Here is an 18032-nt window from a genome sequence, read left to right as displayed (position 1 = left end):
AGCGCGGCAGTGGGGCGTTGCCGACGGCGAACGAGGGGCGGACCCATGTCTGACATGGGCAGCCGTCTGTGGGAGACGGTCCGGCAGTCCCGGTTCCTGGTTCAGGACCCTGAGCAACTGTGGGCCATGGTCGAGTCCGCGGACGGGCCGACGGCCAGTGCCCTCGGTGACCTGCTGGTCGACGCAGCGAAGACGATCACCGAGATCGGCGGCGACCTGCGAACCCACAGCTTGGCGGTCGAGTGGCATGGTGAGGGCGGTGATGCCTTCCGCACGTGGTGCCATCAGGCTGCGCTGGCCACGTTGAGCCTGGGCGACTACAGCGAGACGGCAGGCAAGTGGCTCGGCCATGCGGCGGACACGCTGCATGAGGTCAAACCACAACTGGAGAAGCTGAAGGACCAGAGCGCCACCGCGCGCTCGGTGCTCGACGCGCACGCGGCGAAGGCGACGGACGTCGGTAACCACGACGGCGGCCCGTCGGACTCCGAGGTGAGCAGGGCCAAGACCCAGTACGCCAACGACGGCGCCGAGGCCGGCATGCTGATGATGAAGCTCGCCCAGTCGTACACGGCCTCGACGGAGCGGATCAACTCGCTGGAGGCGCCGAGGTTTCCGGAGTTGCCGGAACAGTTCGTGCCTACTGACATTCGCGGCGACGTACCCGTCGCGGTCCCGACCACGACGGCGGACACCGACGCAAGTACGGCCGGGCGAAAAGAGCCGTACGCACGCGAGAGGACCATCGGCCCCAGTCCTGGCGGGACGGATCCGGCACCTTGGGTAGTCACGCAGTCCCGCCTGAGGAACCCGGCTGACAGCCCCGATGCCCCACTGAATCCCGTGCACGTGACGAATACGGCGGTCGACAGCGCAGAAACCGTGCCGTCGACTCCAGCAGTTCATCCCTCCCCTTCGGTGTCGCCAGTAGGACCGACTGTTCCGGACGGCTGGGCACCGTCGACGAGCGGGCCGATCCCGCCTCCGTTCACGGCCGGACCGACACTGAGGCCTGGTGTACCGGAAGAGGTTGAACGCCCTGGGTACGGGGGCCGGGGCTCACTGGCCACCCGGTCCGGGCACGGCACGTCTACTGGTCCGCAGATGCCGGGGCGCGGAGTCTGCGGCCCTTTCGGCCCCGGCATGACCGGCGGGCAGCCCGGCCCTGTACGCGGACCCCTTGGCTCCGCCCCCGCCAGGGGCGCCAACGGCGTCACCGGCGGCCGTCCACTCTCGCCAACAGCGGGACGGCCCACTGGGGCGATTCCCCGGGGGAATGTGATCGGCGGTGCCCCCAGTCAGCAGATGCCCGTGGGTCGTGGCAGCGTGCCGGCCGGTGGCAACACCAGGGCGACGCCGACCCGCGGCAAGGACCGCGTGGCAAACTCTCAGGGCGGATCGAAGGACCCTCGAACGCCCGCGCGTTCCGGCGGAATCATCGGGGGCCAACCCAGGAAGTCCCCACAGCGTGGACAGGCAGGAGTTGGCCCGCAAGGGGCCGGACCCGCACGAGGAACGAGCACAAATGCTTCGGTGCCGCACGGCGGCGGAAGCCGCGACGCCTCCACCTCATCACCGAAGCGTGGCGAACGGTCTGCTCATGACGAGCGCTCGCACATCCTCACGACTCACGGCTCAGAGGACGGGACCGACCGACCGAGCACGCCCGGCTTGCGCAGCGGGCCTGATGAACACGCACAACGAGAAGGATGACCATGCGCACCCGCAGCAAGCAGGCCAGACGACGCGGACGCTCCGTGGCGGCCGTCGCAGGCTCCCTGTGGGCGATCGCCGCCGTTACGCCCGCGCACGCTGACACCATCCGCAACCAGCAGTGGCACCTTGACGCCATGCAGGCCGAGCAGCTGTGGAAGACCAGCACGGGCAAGGGCATCACGGTCGCGGTGATCGACACCGGCGTACAAGCCAACATCCCCGACCTACGCGGTCAAGTGGTGGCAGGGAAGAACCTCTCCAATCATCCCGGTAACGAACGCACCGACTACGACGGACACGGCACCGGCATGGCTGCCCTGATCGCCGGCACCGGGGGCCGAGATGCGGCCAATGGTTCGTACGGCTTGGCACCGGGCGCGAAGATCCTGCCGATTCGCATCCCGGACTTCATCGAGCAAAGTCGCGATGACGGCAACCCGGACGACTACCCCACATACATGGCCAAGGCCATCCGGTTCGCGGCTGATTCAGATGCTCAGGTCATCAACATCTCGCAGGGGAGTACCGCGCATTCGGGGGAACTGGACAAGGCCGTCTCCTACGCACTGACCAGGGGAAAGTTGATCTTCGCTGGCGTAGGCAACACGGGTGACGCCCTTAACGAGTTGGAGTTCCCGGCCGCTACTCCTGGCGTGGTGGGCGTCGGGGCGATCGACAGAAACGTCAAGGCAACTCGGGAGTCCCAGCACGGCCCCCAGGTCGACCTGGTCGCGCCGGGCGCCGACATGGTCGCATCGTGCATCAACAGCGCCACAGGAGTCTGCAAGACACATGGCACCAGCGACGCCACCGCCATCGCCTCAGCCTCCGCCGCCCTGATCTGGTCCGAGCACCCGGACTGGACGAACAACCAGGTCCTGCGGGTCATGCTCCACACCGCGAGCAAGCCCAAGAGCGGCAAGGAGCGCACGGACTATCTGGGTTACGGTGCGGTACGCCCCCGTATCGCTCTCACGGACCCTGGCGACCCCGGCCCTGCCGATGTGTACCCGCTGCCCGACTTCACGTACGCCGCGGCCAAAACGCCGGCCACGTCACCCTCGGCTTCGTCGAAGCACGAGGAAGCCGCGCCAGCCGCGTCCACGAGCACGGGAAGCAAGGGCGGGACAACGCCATGGCAGCTCTGGGGTGTTGGTGGTGGCGTACTGATCGGTGTGGCTGCGTCCGCGGTGTGGTCCGTCCGCAGGCGTCGACGCGTTCGATGACCCCACGTGCACAACCCGCAAGCGTTCACGGCAGCGTCGTGGGTACGGTCACGGCGAGGTGATCGAGGATGGGACGTTGGCGGGACGGGTACGGGAAGTTGATCGTCCACGGGAGTCGCAACGGGGCTGCAGTCTCCGTGCCCTTGGAGATCGCGGCGTCTTATCGTGCGCGCACCAAAGGGCTGTTGGGCCGTGACGGGGTCGACGGCGTCATGCTGCTCTCCCCCGCGAACAGCGTGCACACCTTCCGTATGCGCATCCCCATCGACGTTGCGTACCTGGACCGCCGCCTCACCGTGATTGCCGTACGCACGATGAGGCCAGGCCGGCTGGGCCTGCCGCGCCTGCGGGCCCGGCATGTGCTGGAGGCGGAGGCGGGTGCGATGGAGGGGTGGGGACTGGAGGTGGGGGTGCGGGTCGAAGTCGCGACGCGGTAGCCGCCGACGGCCCCACCCTCGACCCTCTCCGTCAACCATGCTTCGCGTCGGTCTCCCCGCCTCCCCGTTGGAGTCGAGATCGTCAGCGGTTCAGGTCCATGACCCCGACTCCGAGCCCGTCGTAGGCTTCCGGCGCGACGGTGGCCACCAGCGCCCCGTCCGGAAGCATCGGATTCGGTCGTGCAACGTGCGCCGCTGCCGCGACGCCGAAGGCGACACCGTCGCGAAGCAACTCGGCGACGGTCATGGCCATCGCGTAGTCGTCATCGATGACCCGGAGTACGTCCAGCAGCATCCCCGCGTGGGCGACGACCCCCGCACGCTCGCGCTCAGCTTCCAAGAGGCTCAGGACGGGCACCCACAGGCGCACGTCCTCGCTGGACGCCGCGGCATGGATAAGACCGGAGACCTGCTTGTCTCCTCCCATCGCCAGCAGTGTGGGACTGTCGAGGACGTAGTGTTCGATCTGGTTCAACGGGACGACTCCGCCTCTGCGAGAGCAGCCCGGTGAGCGGCGGTGGCCTCCCGCATCTTGCGCCGCATCTCGGCGGATTCCTCATCCGTCACGTAATGCCCGAACCGCTCGGCGAGCAGGGCACGGGTGCGCTCCGCCCGCGCTTTGATCTGCTCGGGAGTCAGCACCTGAGCAGCTATCTCCTGCATGAGGGCACGGAGACTGGTTCCTCGCGCTTCCGCTACGGCGGCGAGCTGGTCACGGACTTCGGCGGGCACGCGAATCATGACGTCAGGCATGCCATGAGTATACGCAACGTATACGCCGACGGTCTCCTCATCGGCCGAAAGCAATGGGCGGCTGTCGGCCCCATCAGTTCTCCGTGCGAGGGAAGGAGACCTCGACCCGGCGGTTCTTCTTACGGCCCGCTTCGGTGGAGTTGTCGGCGATCGGGTACTGCTCGCCGTAGCCGCGTACCTCGAAGGTGATGTTCGGGTCGTTCAGGTCCTGGTCGAGGACCGCCTGTACGGCGTTGGCGCGCTGCTTGGAGAGGACGTCGCCGTGGGCGGAGGTGCCGAGGTTGTCCGTGAAGCCGAAGACGCGGATCTGGGTCGCGTGCTGCTTCTTGATCTCCTCGGCGATCGTCGCGATACGGGCCTTGGCCTCGGCGCTCAGCTTGGCGCTGTCCTTGCTGAAGAGGACTTCGGCTTGCAGGGCGAAGGTGACGTCGGCATTCGTGTCCTCCCGGCGTTCGTCCCCGCTCTGGTCCTCGACGACCGACTTGATGTCCAGCACCTTCGGCTCCGCCAGGGTGGCGCCCTCCGGGAGCTTCAGGTCCGGATCGGTGGGGTCGATCTTCACCGGCGCGGTGGCGGACGGCTCGGTGCCCGGGGGTTCGCTGGGGTCGGTGTCGTCGGCGTGGGCGAGGGTGAGGTGGGTCGCGGCGAGGAGAGCTGCGGCGGTGAGGGTGAGGGTGAGGCGGGGTTTGGTGGTCACTTGGGCCTCACCCGGAGATTTTGATGGTGGCGGCCGGGAAAGTCGGCAGCTGGAAGTCGACCTCGGAAGTGCTCGCCGGAGGCGCCGGGAACTGCATGAACACCGGAAGATTGTCACCGGACCTGAGCATCGAGAAGCCCGTGGTGGTCAATGGTCGACCGTCCGTGTCACGCAGGACGTAGTACCGCTTCTTGCCCTGGGGATCGACCAGCGTGGCACCCCCGAGGGACTTGCCGTTACGGATGATCTCCGTTTCGTTGCCGCTCAGGGCCGACGGGATGACGAGGCTCTTGGCGCCGTCGTTCCTCAGATCGCCGTTCACGGTGATGAAGCCACCGGCATCACGCTGAGCGGAGATGATCTGAAGGAGCAGTCCGTCCGACCCCTTCAATTCGGCCATGGGCTCACCCGACTGCCCCTCCTGGGTGCTGGGGTTCGGCCCACGGGACGAGGACGCGGAGCGTTCCGGCTTCTTGTCGTCGCCCCCTCCACCGCCGCAGCCGGCCACACCCAGGGCCAGACCGGCCGCCAGCGTCAGGGCGACCATCCCCCTGTTGGCCTTCCGAGTGCACCGAATCCTCATGGCTCTGCTTCCTTCTTTACACGTTGTCAGTCGGCCAGGTGGACGTCGAAGAGATCCTGGGGCCCGGGCAGGTGGGTGAGGTCATCCGGGTTCAGATCCCAGTCCCGGTCCTTACAGTTCAGTCGCGGCAGCACCTTGTGGCCCCCGCCCCCATCAGGGAGTTCGAACGTGCAGAGGGGCTCGATCACAGCCCTGGCGGAGGCCTTCGAGTGGAATTCCTCGCTGCCGGGAACGACAGAGCGTCCGACGGACTTGTTGGTCTCGGCCCGGACCGTGAAGGTGAGGGGATCCGGCGAGTCGCAATGCGCCTGCGCGTCGTTCTGAGCGGCCAGCTGATCGGCGCGCCAGCACGATGGATCGATTTGCACCTCGCCGTCGAAAATGGCCTGCCATTGGGTCGGGTCCAGTACGTCCTTCACCCATTTCCCCGCGAGTTGGTCACGCCTGTCCTGTGCCGCGGCGAGCGCCGCCGCGTCGGCCGCTGTCTGGGCACCGCTCCGATTGACCGCGGCCTGCCCCACAGCCAGATAGGCGAGCGCAAGAAAGAGCAGACCCGCCACCACCGTGATGTAGATGGGGAAGGCCTGCCCTGCGTCGCGACGGGAACGGAGGCGGATCAGCCGCCCGTGACCTCGGAGATCTTCTGTGTGATCGCGTCGAAGATCGTCTGGCCGATGCTCGTACCCGTGATCGCCAGCACGATCGCCACGACCACCGCGATGATGCCGAGGTACTCCACCGCGGTCTGCCCCTTGTCGTTGCGGGCAGCACGGGCCTGCAGGTTCGCAACGACGGTGTTGAACCAGGCGCTCATGATGTTCCCCTCCAGCTTCGCCTCCGATCCGCACAACGTACGGCGGACCACCCGGACTCTCGGAGGGTCCCAGGACCCAACCCCGGACCCATTCGTTCCCCCGAATCCCCACCTCAAGCCACCCCCAACCACTTCGCGGCAGCTTGAGACCTGTTGGTGCTGTGGAGCTTGGCGAAGATGCGGTTGATGTGGTTCTTGACGGTCTTCTCGCTGATGAAGCACATGGCGGCGATCTGCTGGTTGGTCATGCCGGACGCGATGAGGTCCATGATCTCCGCCTCTCTGGTGCTCAGCTGGAACCGCGACCGGTATGACTGTCCCACAGGGGATTGCAATTGCGAAAGAGGATTGGGTGGAAAATGGTTTGCAGGAGTGGGTTGTTCTAGGATCGCGTGTGCAGTCGCACTTGAACGAAGCTCCGTCAGCAACGCCTTCGCCGCCCCCGGTGTCACATGCGGTCGGCCCTCGCTGACATCCCGTACGGCCCTCACCAACTGCTCCGTCGTGAACTCGCCGTGCACCAGATAGCCCCCCGCCCCGAGCCGCAGTGCCTCCCGTACGGTCTCCGTCTCGTGGCTGTAGGTCAGCATCATGACGGGGGCCAGCCGGACGAGGTGCGGCAATGCGGAGATTCCGTCGACGCCGGGCATGCGGACGTCGAGGAGGATGACGTCGGGGCGGTGTCGTAGGGCCGCTTCGTAGGCTTCTCTGCCGTCTGTTGCCTCCGCCACCACCGTCGTGTCGACGCGGTCGGAGAGGAGGGCGGTGAGGCCTGCTCGGACGACCGGGTTGTCGTCGGCGACCACGAGGCGCAGTGGGGGCGGTGAGGGCAGTGGTGGTGGGAAGTCCTGGCGGGGGGTGGGGGGTTGCATCGGGTGCCTCCTCTCGGGCTCAGGTGTGTTGTGAGGAAGGGGGAGGGGGAGAGGTCAGGGTTCGTAGGGGCAGGTCCACTCGGACTTCCGTGCCTCGGTCGTGGTCGCCCCGGCCCACGCGGATCCGCGCTCCCGCCGACGCGGCCCGTTCGACCATGCCGAGCAGGCCGAAGTGGCCGGTGTGGCGGAGGTGTTCGAGGGTGGTGCCCGGGGGCAGGCCGCGGCCGTCGTCGTAGATGGTCAGGCGGAGTTGGTCGCCCTCGACGCCGGCCGTCACCTCGACCCGCGTCGCCTGCGCGTGGCGGTGGGCGTTGTCCAGGGCCTCGGCGGTGATGGCGAGGAGGTGGCGGGCGAGGGGTGGGGGGAGGAGGGGGGTAGTGGTGGGTGGGGGGTGGTAGGTGGCTCGTAAGCCTGTGCGGGTGGTGAAGTCGGTTGTGTGTGACTCCAGTTCTGTCCAGAGGTCTCGCCCGGTCTCCGTGGCCCCTTCGCTGCGCAGGTCCGTGAGCAGTTCCCGGGACTCCGCCGCGGCTCTGCGGGCCGAGCGGGACACCAGTTCCGCCTGGCGGCGGATGCGGGCCGGGTCGGGGGCCTCGGCGGACGCGGTCGCCGCGAGGCCGTCGGCCGCCAAAGCCACGCCGTGCAGGGTCTTGGCCACCGAGTCGTGCATCTCGCGGGCCAGCCGTGCCCGTTCCGCGTTCACCGCCTCCGTCGCCGCCAGGCGGGCCTGGACCGTCGTCAGGGCCTCGGTGGCGGCGCCGAAGCGGAGCATCAGGTTGCGCAGGGTGGAGCCCATCGCGCCGGCGATGACGCACAGGCCGGGCAGGAGGAGGGATTCGGCCACGCCTGTCTGGCGGTCGGCCTTCAGTGTGGCGTGGACGAGCAGCAGGATCAGTGACTGCAGCGAGGCGAAGCAGGCGGCGCCGCGCCAGCTGTAGACCAGGCCGGCCAGCAGGGGTGTGCAGACGCTGACGTAGGCGAGGGTGGTGTCCGGGCCCGCCGAGACGAGGAGGAGGGAGCCGAAGAGGGTGTCGGCCGCGAGGAGGGTGGGGTGGCGCAGGAGGAGGGGGCCGAAGCGTTCCCAGTCGCGGAAGAGGACGTAGGACACCATGAAGGTGACGACCACGGCGGCGCCGACCAGGCGGGCGCCGAGGCCGGGGGCGGCGTTGAGGAGGGCGGCGGGGGTGGCGAGGACGATCATGGCCAGGCGAAAGCCGAAGACTTGGCGGCACATGGCCTGGAGGGCGCGGATCTGGAGTTTCTCGGGTGCGGGTGCGAGTGCGGGTGCGTGGGGGTACGTCCGGCCTTCGGCCGGATTTGTGATCCCACCCGCACCACCTGTACAACTTTCGTCGTCACCTGCCGGTGGCCCCTGTGGGGCGACCTCGCCGTCGGCGGCGAACCGTCCGCGCCACCGCCGCCTGATCGGCCCCTCCCCCATCATCGTCGCAGCCATCAGCTCACCCCACCTACTTCCCCGTCAGCGAGCCGAAGTCGACGCCGGAGCCCAGGATCAGCCCCGCGCCCAGCAGGAGCATGGTCGCCGGGACCATGAAGGTGGTGATCATCAGCGTGGCCTTGGGCACCGCGCGAGCGGCCTTGCGGCGGGCGTTCTGGGCGTCCGTGCGGCGCATGTCCTTGGCCAGGGAGACGAGGGTGTCGACGATCGGGGCGCCCAGTTCCTCCCCCTGCTGGAGGGCCGTCACGAACATGGCGACCTGCTCGGAGTCGTTCCGGCGCCGTAGCTCCGCGAAGGCCTGGCGGCGGCTCATGCCGAGGTCCATCTGGCGGAGGGTGATGCGCAGTTCGTCCGCCCAGGGGCCCTCGTAGCGCGTGGCCACCCGGTCGAGGGCCTGGCGGAAGCCGAGGCCGGCGCTCACGACCACGGCGAGGACGTCCAGGAAGTCCGGCAGGGTCCGTTCGATCACGTCCTTGCGGACGCGGATCGCCGACCAGATGCCGACCTCTGTCCAGAAGGCCCCGAACAGCAACAACAGCAGGGCTACGAACCACTGGCCGCGCAGCAGGAACACCAGGAAGCCGACGCCGCCGAGGGCGCCGTAGACCGCGCGGCGGGCGGCGTAGCGGTCGATGGTGAGGCCGCCGGGGTTGCCCGCGAGGTCGATCTTGCGGCGGTACTTGGCAACCAGGCGGGGGCCCATGAGGCGCAGGACCGCGGGGGCGTAGCGCATGCCCATGCGGTCGATCAGGGAGTTCGCGGCGCCGGTGCGGGTGGCGCCGACCTCCAGGGCGACGGCCAGGTCGCCGGGGAGTTTCGCGTCGGCGCGGTACATGCGCAGGCCTGCGAAGGCGCCCCAGACGCCGAGGGCCATGAGCAGCGCGAGCAGGATCGCGATCATAGGGTCAGCCCACCGCCCTCACACGTCGATCCGGCTCATCCGGCGGATGAGCACGAAGCCGACGGCGTACAGGGCGAACGCGATGATCACGCAGGCCTGGCCGACGGGCGAGCCGGTCATGCGGTCCAGGGCGCCGTCCTTGACGCCGTTCATCAGGAAGAGGGCGCCGACACCGAGGACGGGGACGGCGTACGAGGTCATCGTCACCTGGGAGAGCTGGGTGCGGATCTCCCGCCTCGTCTCCTTGCGCTCCTCCAGCGTTTCCGTCAAGTTCCGGAGCGCCGAGACGACTTGGCCGCCGGCGCGGTTCGACAGCACCAGGGTGGTGACGAGGACGACGAGTTCGCGGGACGGGAGGCGGTCGGCGAGTTCGCCCAGCGCGTCCTCCATCGACTGGCCGATCGCCAACTGGTCAGCGACCTTGGCGAGTTCCTCGCCCGCCGGGGCCTCCAGCTCCTCCGCGGCCATGCCGATGGCGGTGCGCAGGGCGAGGCCGGCCTGGGTGGCGTTGGCCAGGATGCGGGCCAGTTCGGGTAGTTGGTTGATGAACCGCTCGATGCGCTTCTGCCGCTGCCAGTTGAGGAACTGGACCGCCGCCCCGACGCCGAGGAGCCCGGCGAGCGGGCCGAAGAAGGGGGCGAGGGTGGCCTGCCCGATGAGCCAGAGGGCGGCGACCGTGGCGAGCATGTAGGCGAAGAACTCGCCCGGGGTGACGTCCAGGCCGGTGGCGGCCAGCCTCAGCTCCAGTCTGCGGCCCAGTGCCGTACGGCGCAGCCGGCGGTCCAGACCGCGGAAGCGGCGCCGGCGGCCGGAGGCCGGGGCGGGTCCCGTGAGCGAGAGGCGGTCGATGAGGGCGGCGCGCTGGGCGCGGCCGGAGGCGTAGGTGTGGACGCCGACGACGGCCAGGACGCAGGTCAGCAGGGCGATGCCCGTGGTGAGCTGGGCGAGGGTGTGGAGTTCCATGGGGGTGACCTGCCTACCTGTACCTGGCTTCTCGGGGCGCGAGCGGGGCGAGCTGGGCAACGGTGTCGAATTCCATGGGGCCTACCTACCTGGCTTCTCGGGTGGCGAGCTGGTCCGCGGAGTGGGCGACGCCGAAGGCCTGAGGGAGGGGCTGGCTCGCCATGTAGAGGCGTTCGGCGGTACGGCGCGGCAGGGGGAAGTACTGGAAGGTGCCGTACACGCGGCCGTCGGGGGTCATCGGCTCGGGGGCGAAACGGGCCACGGTCGCCAGCCGGTACGGCTCCCCACCGTGGCTGTCGAGCAGCGCGATCTCGGTGATGCGGCGGGCGCCGTCGGCGAACCGGGTCAGCTGCACGATGACGTCGACCGCGCTGTTGATCTGGTCGTGCAGGGCGACGAAGGGCACCTCGACGTCGGACATGGAGGCGAGGGTCTGCAGGCGGGTGAGGGCGTCCTCGGCGCTGTTGGCGTGGACGGTGGCGAGGGAGCCGTCGTGGCCCGTGGACATGGCCTGGAGCATGTCGAGGGACTCGCCGCCGCGGACCTCGCCGACGACGATCCGGTCGGGCCGCATGCGCAGGGAGTTGCGGACGAGGTCACGGATGGTGACCTCGCCCTTGCCCTCCACGTTCGGCGGCCGGGACTCCAGGCGGACCACATGGGTCTGCTGGAGCTGGAGTTCGGCGGAGTCCTCGATGGTGATGATCCGCTCGTGCGCCGGGATCAGCCCGGAGAGGGCGTTGAGCAGGGTGGTCTTCCCGGTGCCGGTGGCGCCCGAGACGATGATGTTGAACTTCGCCTGCACCAGCCCCGCCAGCAGGAACACCATGTGCTCGTCGAGCGAGCCGAAGCCGATCAGCTCCTGGAGGGTGAAGGAGCGCGGGAAGCGGCGGATGGTGAGGGTGGGGCCGGTCAGGGACAGCGGCGGGATGATGACGTTGACGCGTTCGCCGGAGGGGAGGCGGGCGTCCACCATGGGGTTGGACTCGTCCACCCGGCGGTTGACCGTCGACACGATCCGCTCGATGGTCTGCATCAGCTGGTCGGCGGAGACAAAGCGCAGCGGCAACTGCTCGACGCGGCCGCCGCGTTCGACGAAAATCGCGTCCGGCCCATTTACCATGATCTCGGTGATGGAGGCGTCTTCGAGGAGCGGCTCCAGGATGCCGAGGCCCAGCGCCTCGTCCACCACCCGGCGGATCAGCTGCGAGCGCTCCACCGTCGACAGCACCGGGCCCTCGCGGCTGATGATGTGCCCGAGCACCCGTTCCAGCCGCGCCCGGCGGTCGGCGGCGGCCAGCGAACTCATCTCCGCGAGGTCGATCTCCTCCAGCAGCTTGGCCCGGTACGAGGCGACCAGGTGCCCGTCCTCGCCCCGGCTGCCGTGCTCCTCCGGAGTGTTGATGCGTGCCCGCAGACTCATGGGTTCGCTTCTCCTGGTCCTGGTCCTGGTCCTGGTCAGTGGTCGAGCGGCATGGTCGCGGTCTTCTCGGCGGGGTCGAAGTGCCAGCCGGGGACGATCCCGGGGATGTCGACGGACGCGGTGACGGTGACCGAGTCGTCCCCTTCGGCGGACGAGCACCGCACCGTCAGCCCACCGCTGACGGCGTCCGCGCACGCCTCTTGCGCCGACTGCCCCAGCGACGCCGCCCGCGCCCCCGCCCTGGCCGCCGTACCGGCCTGCTCGGCGGCGTAGGCGACCGCCCCGATCTGGAACCCGGCCAGCCCGACGATCAGCAGGACCGGGATGAACCCGAGGTACTCGATGGCGACCTGGCCCGCGTCCCGCCCGTCGCGCCGCTTACACCTCTCGCGCGGCTTACAGCCTGTACGCCCCTTACACCCCTTACGCCCGTACGGCATCTCAGTCCTTCACCTCCTCCACGGCGCCGGCGTGGCCGTGCACCGTGACGGGGAAGTCGATGGAGCCGGGAAAGAGGACGGGGACCTTGAGGTCCACGTCAGCCGTGACATAGCCAGAGGGACTGCAACTCACCGACGCGCCCCCCTTCCACGCCCCCGACAGGTGCTTCAGCCCGGCCGCCCGGCACGCTGCCTGCCGCTCGCCGCCCCGATGCGCCGCCGTCCCCGCCCGCACCCCCTCGTCCGCAGCATTCCCCGCGAGCGTGTACGCGTACCCCACGAGCACGCACTGCCACATGAGCACCAGAGTCAGGATGATCAGCGGCGTCATCCCGAGGAACTCGATGGCGACCTGCCCTCGGTCCCGGTGCTGGACCCGGTGCTCGGCCCGGAGCTGCTGGTGCTGGTCCCGGTACTGGTCCCCGTCCCGGGCCCCTCCCTGCCGTCTCAGCACCCGTCACTCCTTCCGCCGCCGGAAGCCGGCCGACCCCCGGTCGCCGCGCTGCCGGCCACCGCCCCGGTGGGAGGAGCCCTCGGGTGCCTTGGCCAGGCCCAGCTCCCCGGCGAGACCCCACAGGGCTTGCTTGACCGTGCTCCTGCTGTCCAGCTCGTGCAGCCGCCCGGCGTCGACCACGCCCTGCAGCTCCTTGAAGTTGGCGGGAACGGCGGTACGGGCCAGCGCGGTGCCGGTGATGCGCTGGACGAGGGCCGGCTGGATCTCCGTACTGCGCGTATGGCGGTTGACGACCACCGTCGTCTCCTCGGCCTTGCGGATCTGCAGCCGGTCCCACATGCGCACGGTCCGTTTCGCGGCGCGTACGGCGACGACGTCAGGGGTGGTGACCAGCAGGGCCGTGTCGGCCATCTCCACCGCCGCCGCCCCCGCCCCGCTCAGCTGGGCGCCGCAGTCCACCACGACCACCTCGTAGCGGGAACGCAGGGCGCCGATGATCTGGCGGGCGGCCCGGTCGGTGACCTCCTCGCCGCGCTCGCCCTCGCCGGGGGCGAGGAGCAGGGCGAGGCCACTGTCGTGGCGGAAGACGGCGTCGGCGAGGACGCGCGGGGAGATGTCGGTGATGGCGGCGAGGTCGGCGACCGAGCGGCGGAACTGGACGTCCAGGTAGGAGGCGACGTCGCCGGTCTGGAGGTCGAGGTCGGCCAGGGCGGTCGTACGGCCGGAGGCCTGCGCGGCGAGCGCGAGCTGGATGGCGGTGAGGGTGGCGCCGACGCCCCCCTTGGCGCCGCTGACCGTGACGACCGTACCGCCGACGCCACCGACGAGGTCGGACGCGCCGTGTCCGAGGTGGCGCCGCACGCCGGTGGACCACTGGGCGACGGCGTGGACGCGGTGGGCGAGTTCCTCGTACGACAGCGGGAGCGAGACCAGGCCGCGGGCGCCGGAGTCCATGGCGGCGGCGAACAGGCCGGGTCCTGCGTCGGTGGTGACGAGGATGACGCCGACGGCCGGGTGGCGCAGGGCGACCTCGCGGATCAGCTCCAGCGCGGGGACGGGGCCGATGCGTTCATGGACGACGACCACTTCCGGGAGTTCCTCGACCGACTCGGCGGCGAGCCGGGCCAGGGTGTCGACCAGCTGGGTGGAGTCGGCGACGGGCGGCTGCGGTTCGGCGTCGGGGAGCTGGCTGAGCAGGGTGGTGAGGGAGCGGACGGCGTCCGGGTCCGCGCCGGCCGGGAGGATCCTGGTGGGCATGCGGGCCGCCTCTCACTTGTCCGTCGCGAGTTCGTAGGTGCGGTCCTTGTCCGGGACGCTGGTCTCGGTGCCGGGTGCCACGAGCGCGAGCCGGACCCGCTGGGCGAAGGACTCGGCGTACGTGACGCGCTGGGCGTCGAGGGTGGACAGCGCGAAGGTGATGGGGACGGCCTCGGTGGGCTGTTGCTGGTCCTTGCTGCGGTCGGGGTCGAGGGCGGTGATGTGACCCACGTCGAGAACCCGGGCGTTGGTGACGATGATCTTCGACTGGTCGGGGGCGCCCTCCTTCTTTCCCTCGAAGGTGGCGTAGACGTTGACCCGCGACCCCGGGGTGATCTTGCCCGCGACACCGGTCGCGGCGTCGATCATGATGGCGACCTCCTGCTGGCCGGCCTGGAGGGCGGGCTGGTCGACGATCATGTCGGTCTGGAGCAGGGAGCCGGCGCGCAGCGTGGTGACGGCGATCTTGCCGCGAATCTGCCGGAGATCGGTGACGGCGTTGCCGGACAGCCACCGCCGGGGCATCGTTATCTTCTCGAACTGGCCCGTATCCAGCGCGGTGTACGGCTTCACGTCGGACCGGACCCGGTAGGCGGTGACCTCGGGGCCGACCTTTGACTGCACGTTGTGGATGACGGAGAGCACGCCGGCGAACGCGCCGAGAGCGCACAGGACCGAGAGGATCAGAAGTATCACGCCGCGGCGCTGACGGGAGTTCATGAACCGTGCAACCTCATTGGGGGAATCGGTCGAGCGGGATGTGAGTCGCGTTCGTACGGGTCAGGCATCTGGCGGGTCGGGTTCTCGCGAGTCGGGTATCTCGCGGGCCGGCGAGTCGGGTATCTCGCGGGCCGGCGAGTCGGGTTTCTCGCGGGTCGACGGGTCGGTTTCACATGGGTCGGCGGGTCAGGCTTCACGCTCCACTTACGCAGGTCGGGTACGCAGGTCGGGTTTCTCGCGGATCAGGCGGGCGTTTGTTGCTCCAGTGCGCCGCGCGGTCGCCGCTGTTCCAGGGCGCGCGGGGCCGGAGTCTCGTACACGGGCGGGGTGGCCGAGCAGAAGACGCAGCGGTCGCCGATGACGTCGAGGCCGCACCAGTGGCAGCTGGACTGCCGTACCGAGGTGACGAGTTGGTACAGCACGGACAGGTCGGCGAGGTAGCTGCAGAACTCGACGAGACGCCCGGTCCCCCACCACACCGGGGACTCGGCGGGCAGCGGCGTCTCGCGCAGCCCGTGCGCACCCCACTCCGTGGCGAGGCCGCCGATCCAGTCGCTCTGCAGCTGCCCCTTGGCGAGGAGCATCCAGGTGCTGAACTCGGGCCCCTTGAGCGTGACGCCGGGTCCGGTGCGCACGAGCTGCGGCTCGGGATGGGCGACGACGGCGAACTGGCTGCCCGGCACCCAGGACTTGGCGTGCGCCTTCAGCCCGACCGGCACCCGGTCGAGGCGGGCGACCGAGCCGAGGACGGCACCGGCGTGGATGTAGTGGGTGAGCAGCCTCCCCGCCGAGGCCAGCACGCCCGGACTCAGGTCGCAGGAGGCGAGCTGCCGCAACTGCCGGGCGAGGACGGCGATGCCGAGCGGGGGCAGTTCGGGCCGGAAGAGCGCGATCCGGTCGCTCTCCAGCAGGGAGCGCAGGGTGTGCAGCCGTCGTACGACGCTCTCGGGGGTGGCATGCGAGCACACGACGACCAGGTACCCGTACTGCTCGGTCAGGGCGTGGAGTTCGGTGAGGGTCTGCTCGAGGGGGCGCTGGTCGAGGTCGGACAGCACGACGGCGGGCATGGTCCGCTCGTCCTGCGCCGGCAGCGCCAGGTCGGCACTCGTCACGGCAACGGCAGTTGGCACGCACAGCTCCCCGCTCTTCACACCCTTCGACCCACCGGTGTAACTCCAATGGGCCAGGACGACTTCATTGCGTGACTACCTGAGCACTGTATCCACGCCCCAATGACCGGAGAACAGCGTTTGTGTAGCTCGTGTGGAACTCTCTGGTCACAAGTCACGCCAAAACCGGACAGGTTGAGCGAGGAACCGAAGACGAGGTTGGTCTGGACCTCTTGACAGTCTGATTGGTCTGGACCAACTTGTACGCCAACGGTGGCCACCGTCCCTCTCCGCACGTGCTGTTGCGCCCCCTTCCTTCCCCGTCTCCCCATCTCCCTCCCCGTCAACTCCCCCACCGGAGGCCCCAGTGGACCGCGTACCAGGCATGCCCAGACGCAGAGGACGGATCCGCACACGCAGCGGACGGGTCCGCACATGGTCGGCGGCGACGGCCCTCGCCCTCTCCCTCGCGGGCCTCGCCGCCGCCCCCGCGTCCGCGGCGGACGTCAACAACGCCAAGAACGCCGGCTTCGAGTCCGGCCTCGCCAACTGGACCTGCACCGCGGGCAGCGGCACGACGGTCTCCTCCCCCGTGCACAGCGGAGCCTCGGCCCTCAAGGCGACCCCGGCCGGTCAGGACAACGCCCAGTGCACTCAGTCGGTGGCGGTCAAGCCCAACTCGACGTACACGCTGAGCGCGTGGGTCCAGGGCGGTTACTCCTTCCTGGGTGTGACGGGCACCGGCACGACGGACGTCTCGACCTGGACCCCGGACGCGCCGGCCTGGAAGCAGCTCTCGACGACCTTCACGACCGGCGCCTCCACGACCTCGGTCACGGTCTACACCCACGGCTGGTACGGCCAGGCCGCCTACTACGCCGACGACATCTCGGTCCTCGGCCCCGACGGCGGCGGTGGCGGCGACCCGACCCCGACGGTCCCGCCCGCCCCGAGCGGCCTGACGGTCACGGGTACGACGTCCTCGTCGGTCTCGCTCTCCTGGTCCGCGGTGTCGGGCGCGACGGGCTACAACGTCTACCGCGACGGTACGAAGGTGACGGCGGTGACGGGCACGTCGGCGACGGTGACCGGCCTGTCGGCGTCGACCTCGTACTCCTTCCAGGTCACGGCGACCAACGCGGCGGGCGAGTCGCCCAAGTCGACGGCGGCGACGGCGACAACGGCGTCCTCCGGTGGCGGAGGGGGCGGCGGTGGCACCCTGCCCAAGCACGCCGTGACCGGCTACTGGCAGAACTTCAACAACGGCGCCACGGTCCAGAAGTTGTCGGACGTCCCGTCCGCCTACGACATCATCGCGGTGGCCTTCGCGGACGCCACCTCGACGCCGGGAGCGGTGAGCTTCACGCTCGACTCCTCCGGCCTCGGCGGCTACACGGTCGACCAGTTCAAGGCGGACATCGCCGCCAAGCACGCGGCCGGCAAGAAGGTCATCATCTCGGTCGGCGGCCAGAACGGCACGGTGTCGATCAGCGACTCGGCGTCGGCGACGAACTTCGCGAACTCGGTGTACTCCCTGATGCAGACGTACGGCTTCGACGGCGTCGACATCGACCTGGAGAACGGCCTGAACGCGACGTACATGACGCAGGCGCTGCGGTCGCTCTCCGCGAAGGCGGGCTCCTCGCTCATCATCACGATGGCCCCGCAGACGATCGACATGCAGTCGACGTCGAACTCCTACTTCCAGACGGCCCTGAACATCAAGGACATCCTCACGGTCGTCAACATGCAGTACTACAACAGCGGTTCCATGCTGGGCTGCGACGGCAAGGTGTACTCGCAGGGCTCGGTGGACTTCCTGACGGCTCTCGCCTGCATCCAGCTGGAGGGCGGCCTCTCCCCGTCCCAGGTCGGCCTGGGCCTGCCGGCCTCGACCCGTGCGGCGGGCAGCGGGTACGTGTCGCCGACCGTGGTCAACAACGCCCTGGACTGCCTGGCCAAGGGCACGGGCTGCGGCACCTTCAAGCCCTCCAAGACCTACCCCGACCTGCGGGGCGCGATGACCTGGTCGACAAACTGGGACGCGGCGTCCGGCAACGCGTGGTCGAGCGCGGTGGGGGCGCATGTGCATGCGTTGCCGTAACGGGATGCCGTAGCGGGACTCCCTAGCGGGAGCTTCGCCCCCATCTCGGCGTAAGGACGCCCGGATCTCTCCCTTGGGGTCCGGGCGTTTCCGTGTGCGCGCTCGGG

At 69.4% G+C, this 18032-nt stretch carries 20 protein-coding genes; 4 read left to right on the top strand and 16 right to left on the bottom strand.

Going from position 1 to position 18032, the window contains the following annotated elements:
* Positions 1–45 precede the first annotated feature (45 nt).
* From ABZ865_RS13415 to ABZ865_RS13405, 3 genes are all read left to right on the top strand, one after another.
* The gene (locus ABZ865_RS13415) at positions 46–1713 is read left to right on the top strand and encodes a hypothetical protein (protein ID WP_361228524.1); all 1668 of its coding nucleotides are present in this window, start codon (positions 46–48) and stop codon (positions 1711–1713) included.
* Positions 1710–2942, top strand: a complete 1233-nt coding sequence (mycP, locus tag ABZ865_RS13410) for a type VII secretion-associated serine protease mycosin (protein ID WP_361228521.1) — start codon at positions 1710–1712, stop codon at positions 2940–2942. The genes ABZ865_RS13415 and mycP overlap by 4 nt, the downstream gene beginning before the upstream one ends.
* Before the next feature lie 68 nt (positions 2943–3010).
* Positions 3011–3379, top strand: a complete 369-nt coding sequence (locus ABZ865_RS13405) for a DUF192 domain-containing protein (RefSeq protein ID WP_361228518.1) — start codon at positions 3011–3013, stop codon at positions 3377–3379.
* An 82-nt stretch (positions 3380–3461) separates the two neighbouring features.
* Here the strand turns inward: ABZ865_RS13405 and ABZ865_RS13400 are convergent, their stop codons facing one another.
* The 16 genes from ABZ865_RS13400 to ABZ865_RS13325 all read right to left on the bottom strand — a co-directional run bounded on the left by ABZ865_RS13400 (position 3462) and on the right by ABZ865_RS13325 (position 15824).
* Positions 3462–3854 carry a hypothetical protein gene (locus tag ABZ865_RS13400; protein WP_361228515.1) on the bottom strand — a complete coding sequence of 131 codons (393 nt, stop codon included), beginning with the start codon at positions 3852–3854 and terminating at the stop codon, positions 3462–3464.
* A complete protein-coding gene (locus tag ABZ865_RS13395) occupies positions 3851–4132 on the bottom strand; it encodes an Arc family DNA-binding protein (protein ID WP_361228512.1) in 282 nt (93 codons plus the stop codon). The genes ABZ865_RS13400 and ABZ865_RS13395 overlap by 4 nt, the downstream gene beginning before the upstream one ends.
* Before the next feature lie 73 nt (positions 4133–4205).
* Positions 4206–4829 (bottom strand): OmpA family protein, encoded by a 624-nt coding sequence (locus ABZ865_RS13390; protein WP_361228509.1) that lies wholly within the window; start codon positions 4827–4829, stop codon positions 4206–4208.
* 7 nt (positions 4830–4836) lie between these two features.
* The gene (locus ABZ865_RS13385) at positions 4837–5412 is read right to left on the bottom strand and encodes a hypothetical protein (protein ID WP_361228506.1); all 576 of its coding nucleotides are present in this window, start codon (positions 5410–5412) and stop codon (positions 4837–4839) included.
* 26 nt (positions 5413–5438) lie between these two features.
* On the bottom strand, positions 5439–5972 hold the full coding sequence (locus ABZ865_RS13380) for a pilus assembly protein TadG-related protein (protein WP_361228503.1): 534 nt from the start codon (positions 5970–5972) through the stop codon (positions 5439–5441).
* Positions 5973–6028: 56 nt separating this feature from the next.
* Positions 6029–6226 carry a hypothetical protein gene (locus ABZ865_RS13375; RefSeq protein ID WP_100827996.1) on the bottom strand — a complete coding sequence of 66 codons (198 nt, stop codon included), beginning with the start codon at positions 6224–6226 and terminating at the stop codon, positions 6029–6031.
* A 113-nt stretch (positions 6227–6339) separates the two neighbouring features.
* Positions 6340–7098 carry a response regulator transcription factor gene (locus tag ABZ865_RS13370; RefSeq protein WP_361228500.1) on the bottom strand — a complete coding sequence of 253 codons (759 nt, stop codon included), beginning with the start codon at positions 7096–7098 and terminating at the stop codon, positions 6340–6342.
* 19 nt (positions 7099–7117) lie between these two features.
* Complete coding sequence (locus ABZ865_RS13365) at positions 7118–8329, bottom strand: histidine kinase (protein ID WP_361228497.1); 1212 nt, start codon at positions 8327–8329, stop codon at positions 7118–7120.
* Positions 8330–8564: 235 nt separating this feature from the next.
* Positions 8565–9452 carry a DUF5936 domain-containing protein gene (locus tag ABZ865_RS13360; protein ID WP_361229685.1) on the bottom strand — a complete coding sequence of 296 codons (888 nt, stop codon included), beginning with the start codon at positions 9450–9452 and terminating at the stop codon, positions 8565–8567.
* 21 nt (positions 9453–9473) lie between these two features.
* On the bottom strand, positions 9474–10418 hold the full coding sequence (locus tag ABZ865_RS13355) for a type II secretion system F family protein (protein WP_361228494.1): 945 nt from the start codon (positions 10416–10418) through the stop codon (positions 9474–9476).
* An 85-nt stretch (positions 10419–10503) separates the two neighbouring features.
* Positions 10504–11841: a CpaF family protein gene (locus tag ABZ865_RS13350; protein WP_361228492.1), complete on the bottom strand. Its 1338-nt coding sequence runs from the start codon at positions 11839–11841 to the stop codon at positions 10504–10506.
* Between the two features lie 35 nt (positions 11842–11876).
* The gene (locus tag ABZ865_RS13345) at positions 11877–12281 is read right to left on the bottom strand and encodes a TadE/TadG family type IV pilus assembly protein (RefSeq protein WP_361228489.1); all 405 of its coding nucleotides are present in this window, start codon (positions 12279–12281) and stop codon (positions 11877–11879) included.
* A gap of 1 nt (position 12282) precedes the next feature.
* Entirely contained in the window at positions 12283–12627 is a 345-nt protein-coding gene (locus ABZ865_RS13340) for a TadE/TadG family type IV pilus assembly protein (protein ID WP_361229682.1), read from the bottom strand.
* 111 nt (positions 12628–12738) lie between these two features.
* Positions 12739–13992, bottom strand: coding sequence for an AAA family ATPase (locus ABZ865_RS13335; RefSeq protein ID WP_361228486.1), 1254 nt, complete (start codon positions 13990–13992; stop codon positions 12739–12741).
* 12 nt (positions 13993–14004) lie between these two features.
* Positions 14005–14712: a Flp pilus assembly protein CpaB gene (gene cpaB / locus ABZ865_RS13330; protein WP_361228483.1), complete on the bottom strand. Its 708-nt coding sequence runs from the start codon at positions 14710–14712 to the stop codon at positions 14005–14007.
* Positions 14713–14954: 242 nt separating this feature from the next.
* Positions 14955–15824: a hypothetical protein gene (locus ABZ865_RS13325; RefSeq protein ID WP_361229680.1), complete on the bottom strand. Its 870-nt coding sequence runs from the start codon at positions 15822–15824 to the stop codon at positions 14955–14957.
* Between the two features lie 382 nt (positions 15825–16206).
* Between ABZ865_RS13325 and ABZ865_RS13320 the strand changes: the two genes are divergently transcribed.
* Entirely contained in the window at positions 16207–17925 is a 1719-nt protein-coding gene (locus tag ABZ865_RS13320; RefSeq protein WP_361228480.1) for a glycoside hydrolase family 18 protein, read from the top strand.
* Positions 17926–18032 lie beyond the last annotated feature (107 nt).

This window comes from Streptomyces sp. NPDC047085, from assembly GCF_040643735.1.
Lineage (GTDB): Bacteria > Actinomycetota > Actinomycetes > Streptomycetales > Streptomycetaceae > Streptomyces.
The sequence above is the reverse complement of the archived record's forward strand: the minus strand, read 5'-3'. Positions and strand labels throughout refer to the sequence as shown.

Excerpts from the sequence above, each read along its gene's own strand:
- ABZ865_RS13415 (WP_361228524.1), top strand. The coding sequence starts at position 46 with ATGTCTGACATGGGCAGCCGTCTGTGGGAGACGGTCCGGCAGTCCCGG.
- mycP (WP_361228521.1), top strand. The coding sequence starts at position 1,710 with ATGACCATGCGCACCCGCAGCAAGCAGGCCAGACGACGCGGACGCTCC.
- ABZ865_RS13405 (WP_361228518.1), top strand. The coding sequence starts at position 3,011 with ATGGGACGTTGGCGGGACGGGTACGGGAAGTTGATCGTCCACGGGAGT.
- ABZ865_RS13395 (WP_361228512.1), bottom strand. The coding sequence starts at position 4,132 with ATGCCTGACGTCATGATTCGCGTGCCCGCCGAAGTCCGTGACCAGCTC.
- ABZ865_RS13385 (WP_361228506.1), bottom strand. The coding sequence starts at position 5,412 with ATGAGGATTCGGTGCACTCGGAAGGCCAACAGGGGGATGGTCGCCCTG.
- ABZ865_RS13375 (WP_100827996.1), bottom strand. The coding sequence starts at position 6,226 with ATGAGCGCCTGGTTCAACACCGTCGTTGCGAACCTGCAGGCCCGTGCT.
- ABZ865_RS13370 (WP_361228500.1), bottom strand. The coding sequence starts at position 7,098 with ATGCAACCCCCCACCCCCCGCCAGGACTTCCCACCACCACTGCCCTCA.
- ABZ865_RS13365 (WP_361228497.1), bottom strand. The coding sequence starts at position 8,329 with ATGTGCCGCCAAGTCTTCGGCTTTCGCCTGGCCATGATCGTCCTCGCC.
- ABZ865_RS13355 (WP_361228494.1), bottom strand. The coding sequence starts at position 10,418 with ATGGAACTCCACACCCTCGCCCAGCTCACCACGGGCATCGCCCTGCTG.
- ABZ865_RS13350 (WP_361228492.1), bottom strand. The coding sequence starts at position 11,841 with ATGAGTCTGCGGGCACGCATCAACACTCCGGAGGAGCACGGCAGCCGG.
- ABZ865_RS13345 (WP_361228489.1), bottom strand. The coding sequence starts at position 12,281 with ATGCCGTACGGGCGTAAGGGGTGTAAGGGGCGTACAGGCTGTAAGCCG.
- ABZ865_RS13335 (WP_361228486.1), bottom strand. The coding sequence starts at position 13,992 with ATGCCCACCAGGATCCTCCCGGCCGGCGCGGACCCGGACGCCGTCCGC.
- cpaB (WP_361228483.1), bottom strand. The coding sequence starts at position 14,712 with ATGAACTCCCGTCAGCGCCGCGGCGTGATACTTCTGATCCTCTCGGTC.
- ABZ865_RS13320 (WP_361228480.1), top strand. The coding sequence starts at position 16,207 with ATGCCCAGACGCAGAGGACGGATCCGCACACGCAGCGGACGGGTCCGC.